This is a genomic window from Ensifer sp. Root31, from assembly GCF_001424825.1.
Classification (GTDB): Bacteria; Pseudomonadota; Alphaproteobacteria; order Rhizobiales; family Rhizobiaceae; genus Ensifer; species Ensifer canadensis.
The window spans coordinates 217,507-229,849 of sequence record NZ_LMCO01000065.1; the positions used below are offsets into that span (position 1 = coordinate 217,507).

General features: G+C 60.9%; 9 protein-coding genes. 3 read left to right on the plus strand and 6 right to left on the minus strand.

Going from position 1 to position 12,343, the window contains the following annotated elements; translation table 11 throughout:
* Positions 1–2: 2 nt before the first annotated feature.
* The gene (locus ASD00_RS33980; RefSeq protein WP_025428527.1) at positions 3–1,352 is read right to left on the minus strand and encodes an adenylate/guanylate cyclase domain-containing protein; all 1,350 of its coding nucleotides are present in this window, start codon (positions 1,350–1,352) and stop codon (positions 3–5) included.
* Positions 1,353–1,741: 389 nt separating this feature from the next.
* On the opposite strand from ASD00_RS33980, the gene ASD00_RS33985 reads away from it, so the two are divergent.
* Entirely contained in the window at positions 1,742–3,079 is a 1,338-nt protein-coding gene (locus tag ASD00_RS33985) for a nucleotide sugar dehydrogenase (protein ID WP_057211314.1), read from the plus strand.
* Here ASD00_RS33985 and ASD00_RS33990 read toward each other — a convergent pair.
* Positions 3,069–4,229 (minus strand): DUF3095 domain-containing protein, encoded by a 1,161-nt coding sequence (locus tag ASD00_RS33990; RefSeq protein ID WP_057211317.1) that lies wholly within the window; start codon positions 4,227–4,229, stop codon positions 3,069–3,071. The genes ASD00_RS33985 and ASD00_RS33990 overlap by 11 nt on opposite strands.
* Positions 4,230–4,672: 443 nt before the next feature.
* Between ASD00_RS33990 and ASD00_RS33995 the strand changes: the two genes are divergently transcribed.
* Positions 4,673–7,207 carry an autotransporter outer membrane beta-barrel domain-containing protein gene (locus ASD00_RS33995; RefSeq protein WP_057211319.1) on the plus strand — a complete coding sequence of 845 codons (2,535 nt, stop codon included), beginning with the start codon at positions 4,673–4,675 and terminating at the stop codon, positions 7,205–7,207.
* Between the two features lie 378 nt (positions 7,208–7,585).
* The gene (locus ASD00_RS34000; RefSeq protein WP_025428523.1) at positions 7,586–8,416 is read left to right on the plus strand and encodes an MBL fold metallo-hydrolase; all 831 of its coding nucleotides are present in this window, start codon (positions 7,586–7,588) and stop codon (positions 8,414–8,416) included.
* Here ASD00_RS34000 and ASD00_RS34005 read toward each other — a convergent pair.
* From ASD00_RS34005 to ASD00_RS34020, 4 genes are all read right to left on the minus strand, one after another.
* Positions 8,403–9,173, minus strand: a complete 771-nt coding sequence (locus tag ASD00_RS34005) for a polysaccharide deacetylase family protein (protein WP_057211321.1) — start codon at positions 9,171–9,173, stop codon at positions 8,403–8,405. The two genes, ASD00_RS34000 and ASD00_RS34005, sit on opposite strands and share 14 nt — an antisense overlap.
* The gene (locus tag ASD00_RS34010) at positions 9,170–10,267 is read right to left on the minus strand and encodes a glycosyltransferase family 4 protein (protein ID WP_057211323.1); all 1,098 of its coding nucleotides are present in this window, start codon (positions 10,265–10,267) and stop codon (positions 9,170–9,172) included. The genes ASD00_RS34005 and ASD00_RS34010 overlap by 4 nt, the downstream gene beginning before the upstream one ends.
* A gap of 90 nt (positions 10,268–10,357) precedes the next feature.
* Positions 10,358–10,642 (minus strand): hypothetical protein, encoded by a 285-nt coding sequence (locus ASD00_RS34015; protein ID WP_051509226.1) that lies wholly within the window; start codon positions 10,640–10,642, stop codon positions 10,358–10,360.
* 232 nt (positions 10,643–10,874) lie between these two features.
* Entirely contained in the window at positions 10,875–12,329 is a 1,455-nt protein-coding gene (locus ASD00_RS34020) for a lytic transglycosylase F (RefSeq protein ID WP_057211325.1), read from the minus strand.
* Between the last annotated feature and the right edge of the window lie 14 nt (positions 12,330–12,343).

Consider the following 12,343-nt stretch of genomic DNA (forward strand, 5'->3'; position numbering starts at 1 on the left):
CCTTACTGAAGCATCTTGTCGATAAGGCCACGCGGCGGTTGCAGCGGGCGGGTGTTGCGATGGAGCAGCATGACATGCTCTGCTTCCGAAAGTCCATCCTGCAAAACATCATCGAGGCGCTCATCCGGCTTTGGCAGAAGCGCTGCCTCATTTGGGTAGAGAATGGTGAATTTCTGGCGCACGCCGCGCAGCTTTTCCTGCCCGAGCGCGGTCCAGTCGCCGCCGCAATAATTGGCGAAAGCCTCGCTGGCGACAACGCTGTGGGCGTATTTCTTCGTCAGGTTCTGCAGCCGCTGCACCTCGTTGACCGCAGAGCCGAAGGCCGAGAACGTCAACCGGTCGCGAAGGCCGACATTGCCGAACATTACATTGCCGACATGAAGCCCAACGCCATAGCCGATCGGGTCACGCCCTTGCTTGCGCCGCTCGGAATTGAGCAATTCCATGCGCGCGGTTGCGGCGCGCACCGCGCCGAACGCCTCGCGCGCGGCAAATTCGGAAGGTTCCTTGTGCCGGCCGCAGGGATAGACTGCCAGGAAACCATCACCGACAAAGCTGAGGATATGGCCGCCGTTGCGGTTGAACGGCGCAGCAATCGCATCGAAGTAACCGTTCAGCGTTTCGATATAGGATTGGCGGCCCTCCTTTTCGGCAAGCATGGTCGAGCGGCGCATATCCGCCATGACAAGGATCGCACGCACCGTCTCGCCGTCGCCGCGCCGGACCTGCCCGCTCATCACGCGGCGGCCGGCGCTCGAGCCGAGATAGGTGGTCAGCATGTTGTCGGCGAGCTTGCCGAGAACGGCCATCTTGGCCGCAACAGCGAGATGGTTCTGCAGGCGCAACAGCGCGCCGATGACGTCATCGGTGAAGCCGCCGTGGCGGTCCGTCGTCCAGGAGCCGACCATACCGTGGCCGGAATCGGCGCCGAGCGACTGCATGAAGGCGATGTAGTCGGTCGCCCCCTGTTCCTTCAGCTCGTCGAAGATCGGGAACTCGGACGGCGTATCCTTGTAGAGGCGCCGACGGACATGCTCGAGATTGTTGTTGAGCAGGTAATAGTAGGGGCTGCGCAGGAATCGCTCCGGATTGAGCGCGAGTTCCTCGTGCCGCAGGCCGCTGACCTCGACGCCCTTGCCGCGCGCCCAGGTGAAGCCGAGCGCGTCATAGAGCGGATGCAGCATGGAAAAGGAAAGGTGCACGCGCATTAACGGCAGGCCGGCAGCTGCCAGCCGCTCGCAGAAGCCCTTGACGATCGTCTCCAGCGACTCGTCGCTGAGCGACGTCCGCATGAGCCAGTCCGCGACCTTGTCGATCAGGATTTCAGATACGTTATCGTTTACCGGGCCCATTTCGCGTCCTCACCGTGACAGACAGTCCAGCACCATGCCCAATTGCGATGGGCGAACGGCCCGACGATGTGTCGGCGTTCGCTCGCGGCGGCTGATGATGATACGTGCCCGTTAAGAAAATGCTCCAACCGATTCCGGCGTCGATGACGTGCAGGCACCCGGAATGCGGCACTTATATACTGCAGATATTGATGGCCCTCTGCAATTTCCAGAGGCGCGCGAATTTTTTGTTTCGCGCCACGGCCACACGAAGATTTGATGGCACGCCAATGCACCGCAGTCAGGGGAAGGCATCCGCGCCACGCTTGACTTGTACCTTGTTTCTATCCAACAAACCACGACATGTCGCCAGGCTGGCGCCTCCCGTTCACAAAAGCTGGAACCGAAAATTGACCTCACCCCATCACGAAAGGCTGCTGGCGTCGATTTCGGCTCGCACGGCCCATGTCGGCGTCATCGGACTTGGTTATGTCGGCCTGCCGCTCGCAGTTGCGGCGGCACGAGCGGGCTTTTCGGTGACCGGATTCGACATCGACCCGGCAAAGATCGTCGCGCTCGACGCGCACAAATCCTATATCGCAGCCGTACCGGACGCCGTGCTGGCCGAGCAGGCGACAGCCGGGCGCTTCAGCTCCACCACCAATTTCGGACAGCTGGGCAGTTGCGATGTCATCGTCATCTGCGTGCCAACGCCCCTGACGAAACACCGCGATCCCGACCTTTCCTTCGTTGAGAATACGGCACGTGCGATTGCAGCAACGCTCAGGGCCAGCCAGCTCGTGGTGCTCGAATCGACCACTTACCCGGGAACGACCGACGGCGTCGTGCGCACGATCCTCGAGGAGACCGGCCTCAGGTCGGGCGTTGATTTCTTTGTCGGCTTTTCACCCGAACGCGAAGACCCCGGCAACCCGGTCTACGAGACGACCAGCATTCCGAAAGTTGTGGCAGGCGACGGGCCGCTCGCCGCAAGCCTGATGGAACGCTTCTATGCCGCGGTGGTCAAAACGGTCGTACCGGTATCGTCCAACGCCACCGCCGAAGCGGTCAAGCTAACCGAGAACATCTTCCGCTCGGTCAACATCGCCCTCGTCAACGAGCTGAAGATTGTCTTCGAGGCGATGGGCATCGACGTCTGGGAAGTGATCGAGGCGGCGAAGACCAAGCCGTTCGGCTACATGCCGTTTTATCCCGGGCCAGGGCTCGGCGGGCATTGCATACCGATCGATCCCTTCTATCTCACCTGGAAGTCGCGCGAATACGAATTGCCCACCCGGTTCATCGAGTTGGCCGGAGAGATCAATTCGGCAATGCCACGCCACGTGGTCAGCCGGCTCGCCGAGGCGCTCGATCGCCATGCGGGCAAGGCGCTCAGCCGTTCGAAGGTCCTTGTCATCGGCCTCGCCTACAAGAAGAACGTGCCCGATATTCGCGAAAGCCCTTCGCTGAAATTGATCGAACTGATCGAGGAACGCGGCGGTCGGTGCGAGTACCACGACCCCTATGTCGCCGAGATCCCATCGACGCGCGAATACAGCGCTCTGAAGGGCAGACGGTCCGTGACGCTCGACGAGCAGTCGATCCGGCAGTTCGATGTCGTGCTGGTGGCAACCGACCACGACCAGGTCGACTACGCCGCCCTTGCTAGCGCCTCACCGCTTATCGTCGATACGCGCAACGTGTTTCAGCGCCACGGCCTGACCGGCGCGCACATCGTCAAGGCCTAGCCAAGGCCGCCTTCAGCTTGCTGGCGGCAACCGCATAGCCGCCTGAGGCTCCGTCCACGAAATGCATGTGATCCCGGCTCATCGGGGTGGGCACGATGCAGGTCATCAGTGCAGAGTCCTGTTCGTGCAGGCCGTAGCGGCCGACGCCGGCCGCCTCGGCCCGACGCAGCCGCGCCTCGATCAAGGCGAGGCGCGCGGCGCTGATATCGATCGTCATCTTGAGGCCGTCATCGAATTTGCGGAAATCGGTGTTGTTGGCGAGATCGCGCCGATAACGGGTCGTATCGAACGTGCCGAGGTTCCAACCCATGCGAAAACAGATGAACAGCGCCAGTGTCTGCAGCGTGATCCACAGGCGCGCCAGAAGCCGCCCTCCACGCGGCGCCCTCGCCCGCGCCTCGGCTTTGATGCCTTGAGTGGAAAAGCGTGGTTCAGGCCCGAGCTCGGGAACCGGATGCGCGTGTCGCTCTTCCTCGTCGGCAAGAGCAACGATGTCGGCGATCAGCGCCTGAAATTCCGGTCCGCTGCCTTTTTCGCCGGGCACTGTAATGATCGAGGCGATCGAGCCGTGTCGTGACTGGATTGGGTTCCATCGGCACGATAGACCTGTGAGATCGGGTCGCGTGCCCGGCGGTGCCGCCTCCACCTGGTAACGCCCCGCCTTCATGGCCGCTTCCGCCCAGCTTGCTCCGCCGCCGGCAAACATGGCGTAGGAAACCTCCTCGCTCGCCTTGAAGCGGGCGACGCGCATGTCGAGGCCATCCGCCCTGATATCTCTGACCGGCACCAGTGCCGCGCGCAACTCGAGCCCGAGTTCTTCAAGGACCCACGTTTTCACCGCGGCAAGCGCCGCTTTCGCGCGCTCCGCCATCGATGCTGGCAGAACTGCCAGTGCCCCGTCGCCTCCGAAAACAAACGGCATGGATTTCTCGTCAAGCCCGTTCATCAGCGCGGAGATGACGCTAGCGCCGGCCATGTTCACGGTCTTGTAGCGGCCCTCGGCGATCGCGCCGGTTGAATTGACGATATCGGCGAGCGCGAGCATCCAGTCGTCCGGTAAGGCACGGTAATTCGTTTCGTCGGCAACCCCTTCGAACGCGTCGAAGAGCGGCACGCTGTCGTAGAATCGTGTTCCACTCGTCTCTGCCATCGATGCTCCGAGCTTTTACCCACTGGCTATGTCGATAGATGTTCCACGCAAGACCGCAAGAAAAAGTTTCAAATCCCGATACCCGTGTTGAGGGAACCTGCGACGACCCCGGCAACGCAAGAGGCCCGCGAAGCGGGTTTCAGCATCAGCCGTCAAAGACCTTGGCAACTGGACGTAACGCCTTGGCAACAATCCTCGATTGTCCGAGTTTCCTCCTAAAATTTTGACGGTTGTCAGGTCTCGGCACCCGTGGCCCTATCCATGTCGCTAGAACAATCGCCGATCATCAGCCTTGGATTGAAAACGGCGTATTGGAGCAGGGGGGGGCCATCATGCATCTTGTAACGCAAGGCCGCCCGGACGGCATACCCCTCTCTTTGCTGCGCTTTCGGCGCCAACGAACGGAGGACTGTCCTTGCCGGCCCTGGCGTCGCGTCGCCCTAATGGCCTCAACCGCGCTCGGCCTCATTCTGATCCAGGACGTAACGGCTAACGCTGCTTGCACGTTCGCCCCTACCGCGGGCGACGACGTCTATGTCTGCGACAGCGGTACGTCGGGCAGCCTCAGCGACCTCGGCGGCAACAACAGCCTCACGCTTCCCGCCGGTGGCACCGGTACGATAAACGGCACCGTGACCTTCGGCCCCGGCGCCGACACCGTCGCGATTCACAGCGGCACCATCACGGGCAACCTGCAACAGGGTGACGGGATCGACGATTTCACCATGTCCGCCGGCGTTCTCCAGTCGCTCAACCAAGGCGGTGGCTTCGACACATTCTTCATGTCCGGTGGCAGAATCGTGAATTTCTTCGACGACGGGGATCATGCGGTCATGACCGGCGGTCGGATCGGCCGCGTCAACATGCTTCTCGCAGATAACGTCTTCGACATGTCCGGCGGTGCGATCGACAACAACCTCGTCACCGGCTTCGGTAACGACACAATCATCCTTTCCGGTGGCACGATCGGCGGCAATATCAGCGTCAGCGGCGGCACGGACAACGTCACCGTGACGGGTGGATCCCTCGCTGGCGACGTGTTGATGAGTTTCGGGGCTGATACGTTTACCTGGGATGGCGGCGGCGTCATCCAGGGCACAGTCGAACTCGGCGCTGACAACGACACCGCGACGCTGCGCAACCTCACAAGTGCGAATCTTGGCGGCACGGACGCGATCACGGGCGGCCTTGGCATTGACAACCTGACACTCGCGAATGTCACGACAAACGGCGTCGCTCGTCTGCAGAACTGGGAAACCATCGCTGCCACCAATGGCACAGTACTGACTTTCGATGGAAATCTGACGCTTGGCGACAGCGGCACCGGAACGGGGACACTTGATGTCGATTCATCAAGCACCCTTCTGGCGGGCGGCACCAATGTCGCGATATCAGCTGCCACAGCCGGCCAATTCGCAAATCTCGTCAACAGCGGCAGCATCGACCTCACGAATGGCGCAGCAAGCACGAGCGACACTTTCACGGTCAACGGCAACTACACCGGCAATGGCGGCCTGCTCCTGCTCAACACCGTGCTCGGCAACGATTCTTCGCCGTCCGACCGACTGGTCGTCTCGGGGGGCACGGCTTCCGGCACCACCGGCATCGGTATCGCCAACACTGGCGGGCGCGGAGCATCGACGTTGCTGGACGGCATCATGGTGGTCGAGCTTACCAATGGTGCAACGGCGGCCGCCGGCGCGTTCGGGCTCAATGGGCGGGTTGCGGCCGGCGCCCGCGAATATTTTCTCTTCAAGGGCGGTGTTTCAGCCGGCACGGAGGAGAACTTTTACCTGCGCTCCACCCTCATTGCGCCTCCGGTTGTCACACCACCGGTGATCGTCCCGCCGGTAGAGATCGTCTCGCCGCCGGTGACGACCCCGCTGCCGGAGGTCGTGACGCCGGAAGTGGTCATCGTACCGCCTGGACCTGGCGTTACGCCCCCTTCAGAGGATGCCACGCCAGTACCCCCCGAGGTGGTGGTTGTGACGATAGACGGTACGCCGACAGCTGTGGAAGTCGTTCCACTCTACCGTGTCGAGGTGCCTACCTACGCGGCCGTGCCGCCCGTTGCCCAGTATCTTGCCCTCTCCAGCCTCGGCACGTTCCACGAACGTCGCGGCGAGCAGGCATTGCTTGACGGCGCAGGAGCGCTGCCGACAAGTTGGGCGCGTGTTTTCGGCCAGAACACCGAAATGGAGTGGGATGGAACTGTCGCGCCGGGATTCGATGGCAACCTGTTCGGCTTTCAGGCCGGTCAGGACCTTTTCGGATGGGAAACCGATACGGGCCATCATGACCGCGTCGGTCTTTTCCTCAGCCACGTCCGCGCCGACGGCGACATCACCGGCCAGGCGCTCGGCTGGAACAATCTGAGCGTCGGCGACATCGAGGTCGACGCAAACAGCCTCGGCGGATATTGGACCCATATCGGCCCCAATGACTGGTATCTCGATGCCGTTTTGATGGGTACCTGGTTCGACGGAGATGCGAACTCCAACGGCGGCACCGGCATCGGGGTTGACGGAACCGGCATTACGGCATCGCTGGAGGGCGGCTATCCGATAGCCTTGACCGAGAGCTGGACGCTCGAACCGCAGGCACAGTTGATTTGGCAACATCTCTCGCTGGACGAGCAACAGGATGCATTCTCGACGACGTCCTTCGACAGCGAGGACGCTGTTACCGGCCGTTTGGGCTTTCGGTTGCAAGGCGACATTCCGACAGAAACGGCAACGCTTCATCCCTACGTCAAAGCCAATATCTGGCACGGCTTCGATGCGGACCAGCGCATAAACTTCGGCTCAGACGCGATCGTCACCAAAGTCGGCGGCACCGCTTTGGAAATCGGCGGTGGTCTCGTTGCAAAAATATCGGAATCGACCAGTCTCTTCGCGACGGCGGACTACACGACCAACCTCGGCGGAGACAAAACGCAAGTGCTGGAGGGGAATATCGGCATCAGCATAAAATGGTGACATCGTGACCAGACGCTGCCGCAAACGTCATGAGTAGAGGCAGAAGCAACGCTTGGGATGTGCCGCTTCATATCCGCTGGCGATTGCAAGAATTCGCTGCATCAGCTCGAGGAGGAGCAACAGCTGCGATGGCCACGTCGCCGGATAAGCTCCCGAAAAGCCTGACGATTGTTGCAAAACGGCCGTTGGCCACTGCCCGCAACAAGGCTTCGGACCACCCGACACAACATCGAATATGCCATCGTCATTTGTGGGCATTGATAAGGTTAATGTCTAAACAATAACCCATGCCATTGCAGGGGGGTGGTCATATGTGCTTGTCTATCAGTTAAGCGCAGGCAACTAGGCTTGCGCGGACAGCGTGAAGCCGAAACAGGAATGCAAGAAGACAATTTTCGAGTGCGGTTCTGGGGCGTAAGAGGGAGTTTGCCGGTATCCGGCGAGCAGTTCCTGCGCTATGGGGGAAATACATCCTGCATCGAAATTCGATGCGGCAAGGAAGTGTTGCTCTTCGATGCAGGATCAGGATTGCGCGAAGCGGGCGCCTCTTTGATTGCCGAAGGCGTCGATAATTACGACCTCTTCTTTACGCACAGCCACTACGACCACATCATCGGCCTTCCGTATTTCAAGCCAATCTACAAGTGTCAGTCGTCGGTGCGGTTCTGGTCGGGGCATCTGCACGGCTTGACGACGACCAAGGAAATGATCCGCGATTTCATGCGGCCGCCATGGTTCCCCGTCGATCCGGATATCTGTCAGGCAAGCCTTGAAGGCGTCGACTTCAAGCCCGGAGACGTGCTGACCCCGCGCGAGAGCGTGACGATCCGCACGACGAGCCTTACCCATCCCGGCGGCTGCGTCGGCTATCGCGTCGAATGGAACGGCCGCGCAGTGGCGCTCGTCTACGACACCGAACACGAACCCGGCATCCTCGACCCGGCGGTCCTTGAGCTCATCGCCGGCGCCGAATTGGTGATCTACGACTGCACTTATCTCGAAAGCGAGATGACGCATTTTCGCGGTTTTGGTCATTCGACCGGGATGCATGGCGCGCGCCTTGCGATGGCCGCCGGCGTCAAGCGCTTGGCAATGTTCCATCACGACCCCGCGCGAACAGACGCACAGCTGGACGCGATGGAAATCGACGTACAGTCCATGTTTGCCGGTGCGTTCGCTGCCCGTGACGGTCAGATCATCGATCTATGAGGTCTTTCGCCTGACGCCACTGGCAACCGGGGTGCCCGGCCGTGACGGTGAAGAGCTTCTCGAGAAAATCCCAGACGGCCTCGTCGTGCACGAGGTGATGGGTCAAGAGACCGACCGTGCGGCCCGACTGATGCTCCTTGCCCTCTATGTCGCCGCTGACCTGCCGCGTGCGCGAGACGATATCGGCAATGATAAGCCCGTGGTCCCGACATCCGCGCGTACCGCGCCAATCCATGACGTCAACATGAGTGTTGACCAGCGGGAAAGGCGACGGCTTCTCCGGTCCGAAAACCGAAAGGGCGGCAAATCCAGCCTCGGGCAGTCGTTGCAGCAGGGCCGGATCGATCCGGTTCCACGGCGGGACGAGCATCGGAATGAAATGTTCGGGAAAGAGCGTTTGCAGACGCTCGACGCCGCATCGCAATTCATCGAGGATCAAGACGTGCGGCCGGTGGGCACCGAGTTCCTGCTTTTTCTCGCCAGGCGGCGCATGATTGCGGTGCGCCCAGCCATGCACCGTCACGCAGACATCGGCAAGGCCGGCGAGACGTCGCGCCAGCGCTTCGGTTGCCGGCGCAGGCGGCACGGCGAGCGTCACCGGCACCGCATGGCTTGCGGCAAGTAACAGAAGCCGGTCGAGCGGAACACTCGGCTCGATGGCATCGTCGTCCCTCAGCCAGAAGTCGACCTTTCGTCCCCGCACGTGCGCGCGATCGAGTTCATCGACGAGTAAGTGCCAGTTGGCATCAATGGTCACGCGGGCTCCTCCAGAAATTGATCGAAAATCTCGCCCAATCGCCGTGCTGCGGCGGGGAAGGACCGCTCTTCGTGGACGAAACGTCGGGCATTTTCGCCAAACCGTTGGCGGGTCTCTGGGGTGTTGATCAGACAGCGGATCGCTGCCGCATAGGCATCGACGTCGCCCTCGGGTGTCAACAGCCCGGTCTCGCCATCCCGCACCACCTCGGGCACGCCCGCTGTGCGCTGCGCAACGACAGGCAGTCCGGCAGCCTGTGCCTCGAGATAGGCCAGCCCATAGGCTTCACCGCAGCCCGGCCAAAGATAAAGCGCGCTTTCACCGAGGATGCCTGGGATGTCGCTCGCATCTTTTTCGCCAAGCCAAATCAATCGGTCTGCCGGCAAAGTGGAAAAAACGTCGTGGACATCCTGCCGGCACGGCCCATCACCCACAACGGTCATCGTCCACGGCCGATCGACAACCAGCGACAGGGATCTGGCAAGCATACGATAGCTCTCCATCTTGTCGCCGCTGCGCATCATCGCCACGGTGACGAGGCGACAACCATCCGCAGCACTGCGGAATGCCCGTGTAAACGGAGCCGTATCGATGAAGGGGGGAAGCATCGCCTGCCGGCAGGTGGGTGCTGCCTCGACCAGGCCATCGCGATCCCGCTGCGTCAGGCAGATATTGACCGCGGCCTGTTCAATGGCGCGCAGTACATGCCGTTGAGCAACAGCGCGAACGCCTTCATTGCGGCGGAAGGAGTAGGAGGCCTCGGCTGTGACGTAGGGAATGGAAAACTCGGCAGCAAGCCCTGGCCCGATCAGATCCGGCGCCTTGTAATAGGGGTGATAGCAAAACCAGACATCAGGTGGCGTTAGGGACTGCCAAAGCGTGCGAAGACGCTCCGTTTCGCTGGCCGCGGCTGCCGCCAGCGACGCGAATTGTACCTCGCTGGCATCCGCCATGAAGCTGCGCAAATCGCTGGCAATCCACACTTCATGTCCCGCCTGCCGCAGCGCGTCGATCAACAGGCGCGCCATCAGCCGGTCACCGGATGGAACGGGGTGGCTGGGGGATTTCAGCGGTGCGTAGAAGGCGATTTTCATGCAGATCGAGCTATCGCGTCTTCGTTTGACACTGTCAACGGCAGCGGCAGTGCAAGCCGGCCTTCGGGCCGCACACGGACCTTAACCGGATCAATTGACAGGTATGTCGAAATAGTCCCTTCGAACAAGCCTGAGCGATCGATCCGGCTGGATAATGTATGTCTCTTTGACAAAGCTGTTCCCGCTCACGAAAGTATGCGGCACCATGCTGCCCACCGGCGCCTTCGTCAGCTTCGTCCTCGGCTGGCCGCCATAGGTGATGCTTCCCGGTATCGGCTCCAGATCCGGAGTGGTGCAGCCGGCCAGAGCCAGGCCCAACACTGCAAGCAGCACCAATGGCCCGCAGGGACGGAACGCGCGTCTCGATACAACCATCACCAAAACCTCCTTCGGGCCGGCCCCGGACGAGGCGCTCGTGACCCAGTATCCAGCGCCTCAAAAACGTACGTCATGGTCGCCGCAACATTTCACACTCGCCCAAAAATGCCTTCATCCGATTGATTGAAGGCATCATTCAATAGGCCGGTCGGCACCATCAGGTCCAGTTGGCTTTCGGGTCTCTGTCATCAGGAACGCCTCGGGCCACTCAAGACGACGTGATGCAAATCTACTGCGCACTGGCATTGGCAGCGGCCGAGGATTTTATTGTGGTGGCTTCCTGAGCCTGCTCCGCCAGCAACCCGTAGGCAACGTAGTACTTGTAGATATTGCTGACATATTGAACCGTCTCGCGCCCAACGATCGCGGCCGCGGCATTTTCGACATTGCCGAACCACAAATTCGGATCGAGGCCCATGTCCTTTGCCTTTGCACGGAACTTGTGCAAATTGCCGGGGCCGGCGTTATAGGCCGCGAAGGCGAAGAGCATGCGGTTGCGCGGCGTGACCGCCGGGTCATCGAGATAGGTATCGATCAGGTACCTCAGATACTTCGATCCGGCCTCGACATTCAGGTTCTGGTCCTTGTCGATGCCATGGATGCCGACAGCCTTGTCGGCGGCGGTAGACGGCAGAAGCTGCATGATGCCGACTGCACCGCGCGGGCTGCGCCGGGACTGGTCAAGCTGCGATTCCTGATAGCCCTGCGCCATCAGCATCAGGTAGTCGAAGGAATAGGTACCGCCGTGCTTGCGGAAAATCTCGACCAGCTGCTGGAAGCGCTCCATGTCCTCAGGCGCATAGGCACGCTTCAGCATCTTGTCGCTCTTGTAGTAGGTGTTCTTCAGGATGTTGCCGAAGGTGGTGCCGACCCGGTGGGTCTTGACGAAGGCATCGAGCGCGGTCTTGAGCCGAGGACTATCCTTGCGGATCGCCCAGGCAATCTGTCCGTGATCGGACACAACGATATCGTCACGCATCTTGATATCCGTGAACACCGTAGCCCAGATGCTGCCTTTGTATCTGTCGACCACCGCCCAGGGCAAAAGGCCGGCATTCACCATCTCGAGAATGTCCTCGTCTTCGAGATTGTCGTCCATCTCCTTGATCGTGATCGGCGCGCGCCCAGCCTTGACGAAACCATCGCTCAGCGCGACCAGATGCTCGTGGTAGCTGCTGGACGTACGAACCCGGACTTCCCGGCCGCTCAGATCGTCCAGATTGGCGATCGCCGGCGCCGACGGTCCCGTAACCAGTACTTCCTTGGCCTCGTTGAACAACGGATCGGTGAAGTCAACCTTGGCCAGCCGTGCCTCGGTGATCGTGAGATTTCCCATGACGATGTCGCCAAGGCCTTCCTCGAGCGCCGTCAACAGGTGCCCACGTGCCATCGGCACGAATGCGACCCTTATCTTTTCGATCTCCTTCTTTCGCCCGGCATTCAGCTCTTTTTCGAGCGCCGTTCCGAACTCGACTGCCGTGCCGAGCTGCCGACCGCGATCGATGAAGTAGATGGTCTTGCTGAAGGGCACGATGATCCGCACCAGCCGCCGCTTCTCCATGACGTCGAGATCACCCATATGCGGGGCGATGATCGGCTGGAATGTGCTTTCGTCCGATTGAGCCCATAGATGACCGGTCCCCGCCACGGCGAAGAACAGCAGAAACAATGCGAGGCGTCTCATCGATGGCCTCCCCA